The sequence below is a fragment of the Vreelandella aquamarina genome, from assembly GCF_900110265.1.
Classification (GTDB): domain Bacteria; phylum Pseudomonadota; class Gammaproteobacteria; order Pseudomonadales; family Halomonadaceae; genus Vreelandella; species Vreelandella aquamarina.
In genome coordinates this window covers 15,831-30,915 of the sequence record NZ_FODB01000049.1, presented here as the reverse complement: position 1 = coordinate 30,915, position 15,085 = coordinate 15,831, and the positions used below count along the sequence as shown (strand labels likewise).

General features: G+C 55.5%; 13 protein-coding genes and 4 tRNA genes. 11 read left to right on the top strand and 6 right to left on the bottom strand.

The features are described from left to right. Positions 1–209 precede the first annotated feature (209 nt). Positions 210–285, bottom strand: a tRNA-Ala gene (locus tag BMY49_RS13250). Positions 286–460: 175 nt separating this feature from the next. On the opposite strand from BMY49_RS13250, the gene uvrY reads away from it, so the two are divergent. The 7 genes from uvrY (at position 461) to nadB (ending at position 5,829) form a co-directional block, all read left to right on the top strand. Then, a complete protein-coding gene (uvrY, locus tag BMY49_RS13245) occupies positions 461–1,111 on the top strand; it encodes a UvrY/SirA/GacA family response regulator transcription factor (protein WP_058576295.1) in 651 nt (216 codons plus the stop codon). A gap of 46 nt (positions 1,112–1,157) precedes the next feature. Beyond that, positions 1,158–2,972 (top strand): excinuclease ABC subunit UvrC, encoded by a 1,815-nt coding sequence (gene uvrC, locus BMY49_RS13240; RefSeq protein WP_089675774.1) that lies wholly within the window; start codon positions 1,158–1,160, stop codon positions 2,970–2,972. Between the two features lie 99 nt (positions 2,973–3,071). After that, entirely contained in the window at positions 3,072–3,620 is a 549-nt protein-coding gene (gene pgsA, locus BMY49_RS13235) for a CDP-diacylglycerol--glycerol-3-phosphate 3-phosphatidyltransferase (protein WP_044628106.1), read from the top strand. Between the two features lie 99 nt (positions 3,621–3,719). After that, positions 3,720–3,794 (top strand) — tRNA-Gly (locus BMY49_RS13230). 25 nt (positions 3,795–3,819) lie between these two features. Then, positions 3,820–3,893, top strand: a tRNA-Cys gene (locus tag BMY49_RS13225). A 39-nt stretch (positions 3,894–3,932) separates the two neighbouring features. Continuing rightward, positions 3,933–4,019 (top strand) — tRNA-Leu (locus BMY49_RS13220). 202 nt (positions 4,020–4,221) lie between these two features. Continuing rightward, a complete protein-coding gene (nadB, locus tag BMY49_RS13215) occupies positions 4,222–5,829 on the top strand; it encodes an L-aspartate oxidase (protein ID WP_089675773.1) in 1,608 nt (535 codons plus the stop codon). Positions 5,830–6,199: 370 nt separating this feature from the next. Here the strand turns inward: nadB and BMY49_RS13205 are convergent, their stop codons facing one another. Then, the gene (locus BMY49_RS13205; protein ID WP_044628108.1) at positions 6,200–6,493 is read right to left on the bottom strand and encodes an FAD assembly factor SdhE; all 294 of its coding nucleotides are present in this window, start codon (positions 6,491–6,493) and stop codon (positions 6,200–6,202) included. A 220-nt stretch (positions 6,494–6,713) separates the two neighbouring features. Here BMY49_RS13205 and BMY49_RS13200 point away from each other — a divergent pair, with 220 nt between their 5' ends. The 3 genes from BMY49_RS13200 to lapB all read left to right on the top strand — a co-directional run bounded on the left by BMY49_RS13200 (position 6,714) and on the right by lapB (position 8,615). Further along, on the top strand, positions 6,714–7,010 hold the full coding sequence (locus BMY49_RS13200) for an integration host factor subunit beta (RefSeq protein ID WP_044628109.1): 297 nt from the start codon (positions 6,714–6,716) through the stop codon (positions 7,008–7,010). Between the two features lie 99 nt (positions 7,011–7,109). Then, positions 7,110–7,415: a LapA family protein gene (locus tag BMY49_RS13195; RefSeq protein ID WP_074210773.1), complete on the top strand. Its 306-nt coding sequence runs from the start codon at positions 7,110–7,112 to the stop codon at positions 7,413–7,415. After that, positions 7,416–8,615 (top strand): lipopolysaccharide assembly protein LapB, encoded by a 1,200-nt coding sequence (lapB, locus tag BMY49_RS13190; RefSeq protein ID WP_044628111.1) that lies wholly within the window; start codon positions 7,416–7,418, stop codon positions 8,613–8,615. On the opposite strand, the gene pyrF is transcribed toward lapB, so the two are convergent. Further along, entirely contained in the window at positions 8,616–9,320 is a 705-nt protein-coding gene (pyrF, locus tag BMY49_RS13185; RefSeq protein ID WP_044628112.1) for an orotidine-5'-phosphate decarboxylase, read from the bottom strand. A 283-nt stretch (positions 9,321–9,603) separates the two neighbouring features. Here pyrF and BMY49_RS13180 point away from each other — a divergent pair, with 283 nt between their 5' ends. Further along, the gene (locus BMY49_RS13180) at positions 9,604–9,888 is read left to right on the top strand and encodes a ComEA family DNA-binding protein (RefSeq protein WP_044628113.1); all 285 of its coding nucleotides are present in this window, start codon (positions 9,604–9,606) and stop codon (positions 9,886–9,888) included. A gap of 69 nt (positions 9,889–9,957) precedes the next feature. Here the strand turns inward: BMY49_RS13180 and prpF are convergent, their stop codons facing one another. From prpF to prpC, 3 genes are all read right to left on the bottom strand, one after another. Next, positions 9,958–11,136, bottom strand: coding sequence for a 2-methylaconitate cis-trans isomerase PrpF (gene prpF / locus BMY49_RS13175; RefSeq protein WP_089675772.1), 1,179 nt, complete (start codon positions 11,134–11,136; stop codon positions 9,958–9,960). A 79-nt stretch (positions 11,137–11,215) separates the two neighbouring features. Then, positions 11,216–13,855 (bottom strand): Fe/S-dependent 2-methylisocitrate dehydratase AcnD, encoded by a 2,640-nt coding sequence (gene acnD / locus BMY49_RS13170; RefSeq protein ID WP_089675771.1) that lies wholly within the window; start codon positions 13,853–13,855, stop codon positions 11,216–11,218. A gap of 31 nt (positions 13,856–13,886) precedes the next feature. Further along, positions 13,887–15,014, bottom strand: a complete 1,128-nt coding sequence (gene prpC, locus BMY49_RS13165) for a bifunctional 2-methylcitrate synthase/citrate synthase (protein WP_089675770.1) — start codon at positions 15,012–15,014, stop codon at positions 13,887–13,889. Positions 15,015–15,085 lie beyond the last annotated feature (71 nt).

The following is a 15,085-nucleotide window of genomic DNA, read 5'->3' as shown; positions in this document are numbered from 1 at the left end:
ACAGCTTCCTTCAGATTCCGCCTCACGACGAACACCCTTGCTGTTCAGCTAACGGTTCCCGCTATCAGGGTCCGTAGGGGACTTTCACCCCCAAGTCATCCGGCCAACCACCACGGCGGACCGGATAGCGCCTAATTGGCGCTGCGCGCCATGCCTGGCGCACCATAAAAAAAACGCCACGTTATAAATAACGTAGCGTTTAGAAATATTGGTGGAGCCTAGCGGGATCGAACCGCTGACCTCAACACTGCCAGTGTTGCGCTCTCCCAGCTGAGCTAAGGCCCCACATGCTGCCAGTTTCGTGCAGCGGGGCGAATACTAATTCACAGCACTGTAAGAGTCAAGCATTAAAGCAAACCAGCATCATCTAATTCTCCTTTGCTGAGAGCTGTGGCACTCTATAGGTTCGCAGCGTGCGTATCGCTTGAGTCCACGATGATTACCTGCAGGAGCCAGACCTTTGATCAACGTTTTAATTGCCGATGATCACCACCTGGTGAGAACCAGCATCGCCCACCTGCTAAACGAAGAGTCCGATATTAAAATTGTGGGCGAAGTGGATGATGGAGAGAGCGCCGTCGCCCAGTGCCGACAACTAAAGCCCGACATTGTCCTCATGGATATTCGTATGCCGGGTATCGGCGGGCTAGAAGCCACACGGCGTATTCATCGCACCCTGGCTGACATTAAGGTTATCATTCTTACCGCCCACTTAGAGGACAGCGTCCTGAGGCGCATGCTTGAAGCCGGTGCATCGGGCTTTTTAAGCAAAGGGGCTGATGCGGTGGAAATGACCGATGCCATTCGCCAAGTCTTCCGCAACGGGCGCTATATAAGCCAAGAAATTGCACAGCGGCTAGCACTCGCCCACTTCACTGACGAAGATAGCCCATTTAACCAGCTCTCTGATCGCGAGCTACAAATTGCTTTGATGATCGTCAACTGTCAGCGAGTACAAGATATTTCTGACCGTCTACACCTTAGCCCTAAAACTGTTAACACTTACCGTTATCGCTTGTTTGATAAGCTACATGTCACCAGTGATGTCGAGTTGACCCATCTCGCCTTACGCCACGGTCTAGTCGAAGGTTTTGACGCCACTATGGGATAGACCTACCATCGCAGCTTCTGCCGTTTAAGAGCTCCAATGCCCAGCTATGACTTTTGATGCCAAGCAGTTTTTAAGCTCTGTCAGCACTTCACCCGGTGTTTACCGCATGCTGGATGAGGAGCAAAACACGCTCTATGTCGGCAAAGCGAAGCGTTTGAAAGCACGACTGGCAAGCTATTTCCGCGGCCAGCTCAATACCAAAACCCAGGCGATGGTGGCACGCATTGCCGATATTCAAATTACGGTCACCCGTAGCGAAACCGAAGCACTGCTGCTTGAACAAACATTAATTAAGGAGCTTCGCCCGCCCTACAACATCCTGCTACGGGATGATAAATCCTACCCGTTTGTGTTTGTCACTGACCGCCACCCCTACCCCGCTTTGGAATATAAGCGAGCACGCCAGCGTCGCGACGATGGCCGCTACCTGGGCCCCTACCCCAGCAGCGGGGCCGTAAAAGAGAGCCTGACACTGATGCAGAAAATTTTTCGCATCCGTAACTGCGAAGACAGTGTTTTTGCCCACCGCTCTCGCCCTTGCTTGCAGTATCAAATTCAGCGCTGCAGCGCCCCTTGTGTTGATTACATCTCAGAAGAGGAGTATCGCCGGGATGTGGAACATGCGGTGATGTGCCTAGAAGGCAAAAGCGAGCACGTGACCCAGCTATTAACCCAAGAAATGGAAGCAGCCAGCCAAGCGCTCAACTTTGAAGAGGCCGCACGCCTGCGCGACCAAATCCAGCAGCTACGCCAGCTGCAGCAGCGCCAGTTTGTGGATAACCAGAGCGGCGACGCAGACGTTTTCGCCTTAGCCCAACGCACTGGCGCACTCGGCATCTCCATATTGAGCGTGCGTGATGGTCGTCTACTGGGCGCTCGGCACCATACGCCAAAGAATGATCTAGACCTGCCGCCAGAAATGCTGCTGACCGAAGTGGTTAGTCAATACTATTTTGGCCAGCCGCATAACGTACCCCGAGAAGTAATTACTAGCCTCCCGCTGGAAGATAGCACTCTGATTGCCGATGCCCTCTCTCAGCAAGCAGGCAAAAAAGTCAGAGTAGCAAGCCAAGTGCGCGGGCATCGCGCCCAATGGCAGCACCTCGCCATGACCAACGCCGAGCAGCAGCTTGCATCACAGCTGGCCAATAAAACCCAGCTCACTCAGCGGTTTGAGGCACTGCAAAAAGCGCTGGGACTGGAAAAACTGCCAGAGCGGCTTGAGTGTTTCGATATCAGCCACAGCCAGGGCGAAGCCACCGTGGCGTCTTGCGTGGTGTTTGACCACCAAGGCCCGCGTAAAAGTGACTATCGCCACTTCCGCATTGAAGGCATCGCAGCAGGGGATGATTACGCCGCCATGCAACAAGCGCTGACGCGGCGCCTGAAGCGGGTAAAAAACGGAGAAGCAGTGGCCCCCGATATTCTGATTGTGGATGGCGGCAAAGGGCAGCTCAATATGGCACGCGGGGTACTAAACGACCTTTCGGTCACCAACATCATCCTACTAGGCGTTGCCAAAGGAACCACTCGCAAGGCCGGGCTGGAAACTCTCTTCTTAGAGACCAGCGATAACCCGCTACCTTTAGATCCGGCTTCGCCGGCACTGCATTTAATCCAGCATATCCGCGATGAGTCCCACCGCTTTGCGATTGCAGGCCACCGGGCAGCGCGAGACAAAGCGCGACGCACGTCTACTTTGCAGGATATTCCTGGCATAGGCCCTAAACGGCGGCGTGAACTTCTGCGCTTTTTTGGTGGCCTACAGGGCGTACAAAAGGCCAGCCGTGATGAACTAGCCAGGGTGCCCGGAATTAATGCAGCCCTCGCAGAGACCATTTATACGGCACTGAATGGATAAACTTGTTCTTAACATGGATGCAATGCGCTAAGGGGGATAGAATAACCCGCACATTACACTCCGACTTTCATGATTCTCCGGCAAGGATCGCGCCCTGCGATGAATATACCCAACATACTTACACTGGCAAGAATCGTCTTTATCCCTCTACTGGTAGTACTGTTTTATCTACCTTTCAGTTGGAGCATGCCGGTTGCCGCTGGTTTATTTGCCCTAGCATCGGTCACCGACTGGCTCGATGGCTACCTGGCCCGCCGCTGGAATCAGTCGACACCCTTCGGCGCCTTTTTAGACCCTGTGGCAGACAAACTTATGGTCGCCGTGGCGCTTGCACTGTTAATTGAGCGTTTCGACACGCTGATCCTGACGCTGCCCGCACTGGTGATTATCGGTCGTGAGATCGTTATTTCAGCCCTGCGGGAGTGGATGGCCGAAATGGGTAAACGCGGCATGGTGGCAGTCTCTTGGGTTGGCAAACTAAAAACCACGCTGCAGATGGTCGCCATTCTGGTGCTGCTGGCCTTCCCGCCAGGGCACGAAATCGCGCTACTGGGCGTGGTTGTTCTGTACGCTGCCGCTGCTCTCACGCTTTGGTCAATGGCTCAGTATCTAAAAGCTGCTTGGCCGCACCTTAGTCGCTCAATGTAGGCAGCATAAATGTCAGCAGCACAGTAGCTCTTTGAACCCGTTGATAAATTGATTGTTTGACAAGCGCGCAGCGATGCGTATAATTCGCCCTCGAGTCGAGCGGGAATAGCTCAGTGGTAGAGCATCGCCTTGCCAAGGCGAGGGTCGAGAGTTCGAATCTCTTTTCCCGCTCCATTTGGTTAACACCAATGACTTGTTAGGCTGGATGGCAGAGTGGTTATGCAGCGGACTGCAACTCCGTGTACGCCGGTTCGATTCCGACTCCAGCCTCCATTGTCAGTGTAGCGATTGCTGCTAAAGCGCCGATACACTGCCCGGATGGCGAAATTGGTAGACGCAAGAGACTTAAAATCTCTCGGAGGCAACTCCGTGCCGGTTCAAGTCCGGCTCCGGGCACCATGAATTGTTAGTAAGAACATGACGCTGCGAGATCTTCTGATCTACGCGGCTTTTTTGTGTTTAACGCCCACCCGATCAGTTACCTTTCGCTTTTTTGCCTACACCATCGCTAAGCGCCAGTGGTCACGCTATGATGCCATCCTCCCTGTGAAAGCGTGTTGCGCGCGCAGCTTTTGATAGCAAAAAGAAGGAGCGGGCCCCTATGAGCACGCCAACAACCGACCTACTTATTATCGGCGGCGGCGTCGCCGGCCTCACCCTAGCGCTAGAAGTTGCTGACCACTTGTCAGTCACGCTGGTACGTCCGGCACTGGATGATCAAGGAGCCAGCCGCTGGGCACAGGGCGGCATTGCGGCAGTGCTCTCTCCGGATGACAATCTCGACGACCATGTACGCGATACCCTCATCGCTGGCGATGGACTATGCGATGAAGACGCCGTTCGTTTTACCGTCACCCATGGTCCTGAGGCGATTCAATGGCTCATTGACAACGGTGTGCCGTTTACGCCCGACCCGGACCCAAGTGCCCGCTACCCCTACCACCTGACCCGAGAAGGTGGGCACAACGCGCGACGCATTATTCATGCCGATGACGCCACCGGTCGTGCGGTAGTTGAAACCTTGGTCAATAAAGTCTCCGCCCACCCTGGCATTACTCAGCGCAGCGACCTGACCATTCTCACCCTGCTGAGTAACGCTGAGGGCCACTGCATTGGCGCCCAAGGTGTCGATAGCGAGCAGCGCCTACAAGCGTTTTATGCCCATCACACCGTTCTCGCTACCGGCGGCGCAAGCGGGTTATACCGGCACACCACCACCCCAGCACCCAGCAGCGGCGAAGGTATGATGATGGCGGCTGAGCTGGGAGCAACGCTTGCCAATCTTGAGCTTCAGCAGTTTCACCCTACCTGCCTATTCGACCCGGATGGCCCAGCCTTTCTGATTAGCGAGGCGGTGCGCGGTGAAGGCGGCCACCTGCTTAACGAAGCTGGCCATCGTTTTATGCCCGACCTCGATTCACGTGCCGAGCTAGCGCCTAGAGATGTGGTGGCCAGAGCCATTGATGCACAGATTCAGCAAGGCACGCTGGGGCACGTCTGGCTAGATATACGCCACTTAGGAGAAGCCTCTATACGCCATCACTTCCCTACAATTTTGGCTCATTGCGCCTCGCGGGGAATGGATATTACGCGCCAACCGATCCCCGTTGTGCCCGCCGCCCATTATAGCTGTGGCGGCGTCGCTACCGACCACGCTGGCGCTACCGACGTTGCCAACCTTTATGCCATTGGCGAAACGGCCTACACCGGCCTCCACGGCGCAAACCGTATGGCTAGCAATTCGCTGCTTGAGTGTTTGGTTTATGCGCGTAGCTGCGCCCGGCATCTGCTCTCCTTGCCCTCGCCACCCAATGAGCCGCTGAATACAGGGGATGATCATCAAGCACCTATCATTCAGCCCAGCATTAACGTGGAACTAGAGGCACTTAGAAAGCTTCGCTTTAAGATGCGCAGCGTCATGAGTCAATACGTATCGATAGTAAGAAGCGACCAAGGCCTTGCTGCCGCCAGTGAAGCACTGGCAGAAATCAAAAAAGAATTGGAAAAGCTAGATAAAGCGATGTCGCACCCAGAAAGTATGCGACTAAGGCAAGCCATTATGCTTGCTCAACTCACTGTGCTGGCCGCCTCTCAACGCCACGAGTCTCGGGGCTTGCATTACTCTATTGACTGGCCAGAACATCAGGCCACCTCCGCCCCTTCTCAACTGACACTAGATAGTTTGCGTTTAGCAGGGCTTCCGCACTAACGCCCTGCCAAACTATCGACCAGGCCGATGGAAACATCGGCGCAGGGCGCGCTGACTGTCACCTGGGAGACTGTCTGGCCATAACCAGAGACGCTGTGATCCCATACGAAGCCCTACTAGCCAAGGCCCTAGATAGTCACAGCTAACTCCTAATGTCGGCCCCGCCTCTCCAGTGGCTAGCAACCAGCATCCCTCTATCTGGCTGCCGTTCTTGGTGAGCTGCAGCGCCCCACATGGCTGCGCACTATAGGAGCAATACACCAGCGCCATCCCAATGCTTAGCGTTAATCCCCCTAACCAATGGCCTATCGCCCAACCTGCTAATATCGCCAGCCCCAGCACCAACGCCCCGCAAAGCCCGCCTGCCAGCTTAGAGCGTGCGATAAGCAGTGTTATCGGTGGTTTCAGCATGCTCAACGATCATTTGCACAAGATGGCGCAAGTCAGGGTCTTCAGGCCACTCACGATGCATCAGCCAAACGAACAAATCTTGATCCTCTTCTTCAATCAAACGCTGATACGTCAACTGCTCCTCTTCGCTCAGCGTGTCGAAGCGTTTTTCTAAAAAGGGAATTAACAGCAGATCCAGCTCCCACATACCGCGCCGGGAGTGCCAGTAAAGCCGCTTACGAAGCACAGCGGCGGGGGAAGTATCGTCGCTCAACGTCAGCCTCTCCGAGTAGATGAAAATGAAAAGCCAGTATACCGAAGCTGTGGGGTCGCGCCAGGGCCAAGCTTCGCCTATGCTGTTAATCAGCTTCGTACTAACTTGCTTAGTACCTTGTTTTATCTGAATTGTTTTATGCGGTTATGCGCAGTATGCTGATTTCAAAGTTATCGAGGTCGCATGTGCATTACGGCCTTTAAACGCAGGGAGCCAACCGATGACCAAGTCTGAACTAATCGAACAAATTGCGATGCGTCAACCGGAGCTATCCGCCAAGGATGTCGAAACAGCGGTGCGTATTATCCTAGATGATATGACCGATGCTCTCGCCACTGGAGGACGAGTAGAGATCCGTGGTTTTGGCAGCTTTTCGCTTCATTATCGCAAGCCGCGCACGGGGCGTAATCCTAAAACCGGCGACCCGGTAGATTTAGACGGCAAATACGTACCGCACTTTAAACCGGGCAAGGAGCTGCGCGAACAAGTCGATGCGAGCCGCGCTTTAGGTTACTAAAGCGAGTTAATAGCGCCATCCGACCTTCTGCGGGATGACGTCGCGCCCAGACTCAGACACAATAGCATCATCGTGAACGTCACTGATTAGGAAACTCTCATGCGTTGGATCAAAGGGCTGATTCTGGCCGTCATTTTATTGGTAGTGATGCTGGTGGGCATTCTGTTTGCTGTGAATAACCAGCAAGCCATTGCCTTAAACCTAATTTGGGCTGAACTGCCTGCCGTATCACTCTCCGTATGGCTACTAGCCACCCTAGCGGTGGGCGTCATTGTCGGCATGCTGGCCATGCTGGGTGTTTATGTTCGCCTGAAAGCACGGCTTACCCGCAGTGAGCGTCACAATAAACAGCAGCGCAAAGAGCTAGACCGGTTACGCACTCAGGGGTTGAAGGAACTGGCGTAAATGCATGATGCTGTGCTGCTAGGCGTACTCTTGGCAGCCATTGCCATCGGCTTTGGCCTAGGCATCCGTTACGCCTACCGCCGCCAGCAGCACTCCCCCGCCTCGCGTACTCCCGGCTTATCACGGGAATACTTCGTCGGGCTGAACTATCTGCTGAACGAGCAGCCCGACGAAGCGATTAACACCTTTATCCATGCATTGGATGTTAATAGCGACACCATTGATACTCATATTGCCCTTGGCAAGCTTTTCCGTGCCCGCGGTGAAGCAGATAAAGCCGTTAGCATTCATCAAAACCTGCTAGCCCGCCCAGCACTCTCTACCACGACTAATGAAATCATTCAGCTTGAGCTCGCCCGCGACTTTATCGCCTTGGGTGTGCACGACCGAGCCCAGCGGCTACTGCGCAGCCTGCTAGAACACTCGGTGAACGAAGCGCTCCGTCTAGAAGCGAAGCGGCTGCTGATTGATTTACTTGAGCGAGAAAAAGAGTGGCAAGACGCGCTAGACGTTGTTCAACCGCTGATTAAGCAGCAACCCGCCATGCGCCGCCCTGCATCACACTGGCTCTGTGAACTTGCCCAACAGGAAATTGATCAATCTAGCCGCGCAATGGCGCGTAAGCACCTCAAAAAAGCGCTCCAGTTGGATGAGCGCTGTATTCGCGCCACCTTAATGCTGGCTGAATTAGAGATGGATAATGGTCACTATGCAAAAGCTATCGAGCGGCTTAATCATATACCCCAGCAGGATATCGCTCACGTACCGACCATGCTACCAGCGCTCCAGCGCGCTTATACCCGCAATAACAACTTACCCGGTCTGGAAAGCCACCTGTATAAACTACTAGGCCAAGCGCCGTATACCAGCGTCATTGTGACGCTAGGGGAACTCGTTCATCAAAGAGATGGAGTAGACAGCGCTATCGAGCGAACCGGCGAGTGGCTGAGTGAAGCGCCCAGCCTAGGAGGGCTTGATTACCTAGTTGATCTCTACCTGGAAAGTGAACGGCTCGCTGGTAAAGCCACACCGGATACCCGACTCCTCTTACTAAAACACCATACCGATGCCCTGCTGAAGGGACGCCCCCGCCATCGCTGCCGCCGCTGTGGGTTTAGTAGCGACAGTCTGGCTTGGCAGTGCCCCAGCTGCCGCCGCTGGGGCACTATTAAACCGATCACCGGCGTCGAGGGCGAATAGCTATTGCCTACCTGCCAGCTCGGCCTCAATAGCCGCTAATGCTGCCATAGGGTCTTCTGCTTGCGTGACCGGACGACCTACCACTAAATGCGTGCTACCCGCCTGCATTGCGTCAGCAGGCGTCATGATGCGCTGTTGATCGTTCGCCGCCGCAAAGCTAGGACGAATACCGGGCGTTACTTTTAAGAATGCGCTGCCGCACTGCGCCTCGATCTGCGCCGCCTCCTGCGCCGAGCACACCACGCCGTCTAATCCGCTTTGCTGGGCCAGGGCTGCCAAGCGCATGACGTGCTCAGCAGGGCTTGCAGTAATGCCCACATCCGCCAAGTCTTCCGCCTGCATGCTAGTCAGCACCGTGACCGCAATTAAGTGCGTAGTAAGCTGATGGTCGGATAAGCGCTTTGCCGCTGCCTCCATCATTTTGCGCCCGCCAGAGGCGTGAACGTTTACCATCCAAACACCCTGCTCTGCCGCCGCCTGAACAGCACTGGCCACGGTATTAGGAATATCGTGAAATTTAAGATCCAGGAACACATCGAAACCACGTCCATGGAGCGCTTCCAGTACGGCAGGGCCACTTCGCGTAAACAGCTCTTTACCGACTTTGAGACGGCACCGAGTAGGGTCAAGCTGGTCTGCCATGCACAGAGCTGCATCAAGCGAAGGGTAATCCAGGGCAATAATCAGTGGGGAATCGGTGGACACGCGCTTACTCCGTGTTCGTGAACGCTTAAAGGGAAATTGCGCCATTGACGCGATGGGTATTGATTAGTGTACCAGCCCCACAGAGCTTGCAGTGTAAGCGATTGGCCATTCCCCTGTAGCAAAAGGCTTACAAAAACCATCGTCGATGACTTACAGCATTCACTGTTCTAAATGCTAATTTCAACTAAGGCGGCGAATAAAGCTTCACTCCTATCGCTGCGCTCATGGCCTTTCGTGCTGAGTACGCGACTGGCTCAATGGAAAAAACAGAAGGATGTTAACGATGCAGACAACGTTTAAGCGTATCGCAGCCGCACTACTTATTAGCCTCAGCCTTGGCCTATCAGGAACAGCGATGGCTCAAGCCATTGCGCCGATTAACGTCAACAGTGCCGATGAGGAACTGCTTGCTGAGCTGCCCGGTATTGGCCCAAGCCGCGCGACAGCGATTATTGAAGAGCGCGAAGCCAACGGTGCCTTTGAAAATGCCGATGACCTGACCCGCGTGAACGGCATTGGGCCAGCCACCGTTGACCGTATGCGTGATCAAATCAAATTTGAAGAGTAAATTTAAAAAGCAACCCACCACATGCCACCGCACGGTTACACATCGGCGGTGGCGGTGCTGACAAGCCGCTTAAATTGTATCGCCGGGCACTCGCACTCGCCCTTCCATTAACACTCGTGCACTGCGGCTCATTACCGCCTGATCAATCTGCCAGCGCCCGTCTACCAGGCTGGCTTTCGCCCCAACCCGAAGTGACCCTGAAGGATGGCCAAACGTCACCGCTTCACGCTCAATGCCACCGGCCGCTAAATTCACCAACGTACCCTGAATCGCCGCTGCCGCGCCAATAGCGACCGCCGCCGTGCCCATCATGGCGTGGTGTAGCTTGCCCATCGAGAGCGCCCGCACCACTAGGTCAATATCTTCAGCATTGACGGCTTTCCCACTCGATGCCATATAGCTAGCTGCGGGGGCCACAAAGGCCACTTTGGGAGTATGCTGACGGCTGGCAGCCTCCTCCACATGGCTAATCAGCCCCATGCGGACGGCCCCGTGGGCGCGAATCGTTTCAAACATCTCCAGCGCCTTGGCATCCCCGTTAATCGCCTCTTGCAGCTCACACCCGGTGTAGCCCAGCGCCTCAGCATTGACGAACACCGTTGGAATACCGGCATTAATCAACGTTGCTTTCAGCACACCAACACCCGGCACCTCTAGGTCATCGACCACGTTACCGGTGGGAAAAATCGCGCCCTCACCATCGGCAGGGTCTATAAACGCGACGGGGATTTCTGCCGCCGGAAAGGTCACGCCATCCAGCTCGAAATCACCGGTCTCTTGCACTTCACCCTCCGCCATGGGTACTTGGGCAACGATGGTTTTCTGAATATTGGCCTGCCAAATACGCACTTCCGCGATGCCGTTTCGAGGCACCTTAGCGGGATCGACCAAGCCATTGGCGATAGCGTAAGGCCCTACCGCCGCGGATAGGTTGCCACAGTTGCCGCTCCAATCCACAAAGGGTTTATCGATCGAGACTTGGCCGAATAGGTAATCCACATCGTGATCGGGCGAGTCACTCTTCGAGAGAATCACCGTTTTGCTGGTGCTGGACGTGGCGCCCCCCATGCCATCAATTTGTTTTTCATAAGGGTCGGGGCTGCCTATCACCCGCAGCAGCAGCTTATCCCGCGCTTCACCCGGCACCTGAGCGGCGGTGGGCAGGTCACTCAAAGTGAAAAACATCCCTTTACTGGTGCCGCCCCGCATATAGGTGGCGGGAATACGCATTTGTGCTTGATGAGCCATGACGCACCTCTTAAACAATAGCCTGGCTACGGCCAGGCTATTCGCTATTCATTACCCCCTTACCATCGCGCTGAGACGACTAGGCAACGGAGGATTCCAAAAAGTCCTGAGCAAAACGCTGCAGCACGCCACCGGCAGAATAGATGGTCACTTCTTCGGCCGTATCCAATCGGCAAACCACTGGCACGCGCTCGGTGCTACCACTGGTGCGGTGAATGACTAGGGTGAGCATGGCGCGCGGTTCGGGCGTGCCTTCCACATCGAAGACTTCCGTGCCGTCCAACTCTAGGGTTTTCCGCGTGGTCCCTTCCTCGAACTGCAGCGGCATAACACCCATACCGATCAGGTTCGTGCGGTGAATACGCTCAAAGCCCTCGGCGACGATGGCCTCTACCCCCGCAAGGGCAACGCCTTTGGCCGCCCAGTCACGGGATGAGCCTTGGCCGTAATCCGCTCCGGCAATAATAATCAGCGGCTGCTTGCGGGCCATATAGGTCTCGATGGCTTCCCACATGCGGGTCACTTTACCCTCCGGCTCGATCCGCGCCAGCGACCCCTGCAGCACCTTGCCCTGCTCGTCGTGGACCATTTCGTTGAACAGTTTCGGGTTCGCCAACGTTGCCCGCTGGGCGGTCAGGTGATCACCGCGGTGGGTGGCGTAGGAGTTAAAGTCCTCCTCCGGCAGGCCCATTTTGTGCAGGTACTCCCCCGCTGCGCTATCGAGCATGATGGCATTGGAGGGCGAGAGGTGGTCGGTGGTGATGTTGTCCGGCAGAATCGCCAGCGGGCGCATGCCCTTCAGCCCACGCTCTTTCGCCATGTTGCCTTCCCAGTAGGGCGGGCGGCGAATGTAGGTGCTCTGGGGCCGCCATTCGTAGAGCGGGCTTACCTGCGTACGCGCACTTTTATCCAGATCAAACATCGGGATATAGGTTTGGCGGAACTGCTCGGGCTTCACCGCCGACTTCACGATAGCATCGATTTCGCTATCGTCGGGCCAGATGTCCTTGAGGGTGACCGGATTACCCTTCGTGTCATACCCCAGCACGTCTTTTTCAATATCAAAGCGAATGGTGCCTGCGATGGCATACGCCACCACCAACGGCGGTGAGGCCAAAAACGCCTGCTTGGCGTAGGGGTGGATACGCCCGTCAAAGTTTCGGTTGCCGGAGAGCACTGCCGTGGCGTACAGGTCGCGGTCAATGATTTCCTGCTGGATGTGCGGCTCCAGCGCACCAGACATCCCGTTACAGGTGGTACAGGCGTAGGCCACCACACCAAAGCCGAGGTTTTCCAACTCATCCATCAAGTGCGCTTCTTCTAAGTACATCTTGACGGTTTTGGAGCCAGGGGCCAGCGACGACTTCACCCACGGTTTGCGGGTCAGCCCTAACCGGTTGGCGTTGCGAGCAATCAACCCAGCCGCCACCATATTGCGCGGGTTAGACGTGTTGGTGCAGCTGGTGATGGCGGCAATAATCACCGCACCATCCGGCATTCTGCCTGCCTGCTCATCGGCCCGGGCTTTATCCAAGTCGATGGCGATACCCCGCTTTGCCAGCTCGGAAGTAGGCAGATGGGCATGGGGGTTAGAAGGGCCAGCCAACGTGCGCGCCACGCTTGAGAGATCAAACGTCAATACCCGTTCGTAATAGGCACTCTTGAGATCATCTGCCCATAGCCCAGTATGCTTGGCATACGCTTCCACCAGCGCGACTTGCTCATCTTCACGCCCAGTGAGCTTGAGATACTCAATGGTTTGGTTATCGATGTAGAACATCGCCGCCGTAGCACCATACTCCGGCGTCATATTGGAAATCGTGGCGCGGTCGCCCACGGTCAGCGCGTCAGCGCCTTCGCCGTAGAACTCTAAGTAAGCGCCCACTACGCGCTCTTTACGCAGAAACTCGGTAATCGCCAGCACCATATCCGTGCCGGTAATCCCCGGCTGCAGCTTGCCAGTGAGCTCGACCCCGACAATATCCGGCAGGCGCATCATCGAGGCGCGGCCCAGCATCACGCTTTCCGCCTCCAGGCCACCGACACCTACGGAGATCACCCCTAGCGCATCCACCATCGGCGTATGGCTGTCGGTACCCACACATGTATCTGGATAGGCAATACGCACGCCCTGCTCATCAGGGCGGCACTGCACCACTGGGGACATCTTCTCCAGGTTGATCTGGTGCATGATGCCGTTGCCGGGAGGAATCACGTCGACGTTTTCAAACGCCAGCTTGGTCCAGTTAATAAAGTGGAAGCGGTCGTCGTTACGACGATCCTCTACTTGGCGGTTTTTCTCGAAGGCATCCTTCTCAAAGCCCGCATGTTCGACGGCCAGCGAGTGGTCGACGATAAGCTGAGTGGGCACAACCGGGTTGACCTTGGCCGGGTCACCGCCTTTATCGGCAATGGCATCACGCAGGCCAGCTAAATCTACCAGCGCGGTTTGGCCAAGAATGTCGTGACATACCACCCGCGCCGGGTACCAGGGAAAATCTAAATCCTGCTTGCGCTCAATGAGCTGTTTTAGAGCATCGGTGAGCAGCTCCGGGTCACAGCGACGTACCAGCTGTTCGGCCAATACGCGCGAGGTGTAGGGCAGTTTGGCATAGGCGCCGTGCTGGATATCCTCGACCGCTTGGCGTGCATCGAAGAACTCTACCGGCTCGCCCTCTACCAGAACGCCCGGTAGCGGCTTGCGATAATTCGTGTTCATAACGCCTCTCACTTAGTCACCACGCAACCGATTAGTCACGCGCTTCGATGGGTACCCATTCGCTCTTCTCAGGACCGATATAATCGGCGCTGGGGCGAATAATGCGGTTGTTGGCACGCTGCTCGAACACATGCGCTGCCCAGCCAGTCACCCGGGACATCACGAAAATCGGTGTAAACAGCTTGGTCGGGATATCCATGAAGTGGTAAGCGCTGGCATGGAAGAAGTCCGCATTACAGAACAGCTTCTTCTCCCGCCACATTACCTCTTCACAGCGTACCGACACCGGATAGAGCACCGTGTCGCCTACATCTTCAGCTAACTTTTTGGACCACTCTTTGATAATGGCATTACGCGGATCCGACTCCCGATAGATGGCGTGACCAAAGCCCATGATCTTCTCTTTACGCTCCAGCATACCGAGCATTTCCCGCTCTGCTTCCTCTGGCGATGCCCAGTTCTCGATCATCGCCATGGCAGCTTCGTTGGCACCGCCATGCAAAGGGCCGCGCAGCGAGCCAATCGCGCCGGTGATACAAGAGTGCATATCGGAAAGCGTAGAAGCGCATACCCGAGCGGTGAAAGTTGAAGCATTGAACTCGTGCTCGGCATACAGAATCAGCGAGACGTTCATCACCCGGGCATGCAGTTCGGAGGCGGGCTCGCCGCGTAGCATATGTAGGAAGTGGCCACCTACCGAGGCATCATCGGTTTCGGTATCAATACGCACGCCGTCATGGCTGAAGCGATACCAGTAGCAAATAATCGAGGGCAGCACCGCCAGCAGACGATCCGCCACATCCTGCTGCTCGTCAAAACTCTCCTCGGTTTCCAGGTTACCCAGCATGGAGGCCCCCGTACGCATCACGTCCATCGGGTGAGCGTCTTTAGGAATCTGCTCCAGCACGGTTTTCAGCGCATCAGGCAGGCCACGCAGGCCTTTTAGCTTGGCAATGTAGTGGTCAAGCTCCGCCTGGTTGGGCAGTTTGCCTTTCAACAGCAGGTAGGCGACTTCTTCAAATTTGGCTTTTTCAGCCAGCTCCTTAATATCAAAGCCGCGATAGGTGAGGCCGGAACCGGTTTTACCCACGGTACATAGGGCCGTCGCACCTGCGCTCTGCCCCCGAAGTCCTGCGCCTGCTAGCGGTTTATCAGCCATGTTATCTCTCCTGACGTACTTATTAGTTTTATAAGTGTTGTTAGTAAATTAGCGCTGTTAGCTAAAGAGCT

Excerpts from the sequence above, each read along its gene's own strand:
- uvrC (WP_089675774.1), top strand. The coding sequence starts at position 1,158 with ATGACTTTTGATGCCAAGCAGTTTTTAAGCTCTGTCAGCACTTCACCC.
- pgsA (WP_044628106.1), top strand. The coding sequence starts at position 3,072 with ATGAATATACCCAACATACTTACACTGGCAAGAATCGTCTTTATCCCT.
- nadB (WP_089675773.1), top strand. The coding sequence starts at position 4,222 with ATGAGCACGCCAACAACCGACCTACTTATTATCGGCGGCGGCGTCGCC.
- BMY49_RS13200 (WP_044628109.1), top strand. The coding sequence starts at position 6,714 with ATGACCAAGTCTGAACTAATCGAACAAATTGCGATGCGTCAACCGGAG.
- BMY49_RS13195 (WP_074210773.1), top strand. The coding sequence starts at position 7,110 with ATGCGTTGGATCAAAGGGCTGATTCTGGCCGTCATTTTATTGGTAGTG.
- lapB (WP_044628111.1), top strand. The coding sequence starts at position 7,416 with ATGCATGATGCTGTGCTGCTAGGCGTACTCTTGGCAGCCATTGCCATC.
- BMY49_RS13180 (WP_044628113.1), top strand. The coding sequence starts at position 9,604 with ATGCAGACAACGTTTAAGCGTATCGCAGCCGCACTACTTATTAGCCTC.
- prpF (WP_089675772.1), bottom strand. The coding sequence starts at position 11,136 with ATGGCTCATCAAGCACAAATGCGTATTCCCGCCACCTATATGCGGGGC.
- acnD (WP_089675771.1), bottom strand. The coding sequence starts at position 13,855 with ATGAACACGAATTATCGCAAGCCGCTACCGGGCGTTCTGGTAGAGGGC.
- prpC (WP_089675770.1), bottom strand. The coding sequence starts at position 15,014 with ATGGCTGATAAACCGCTAGCAGGCGCAGGACTTCGGGGGCAGAGCGCA.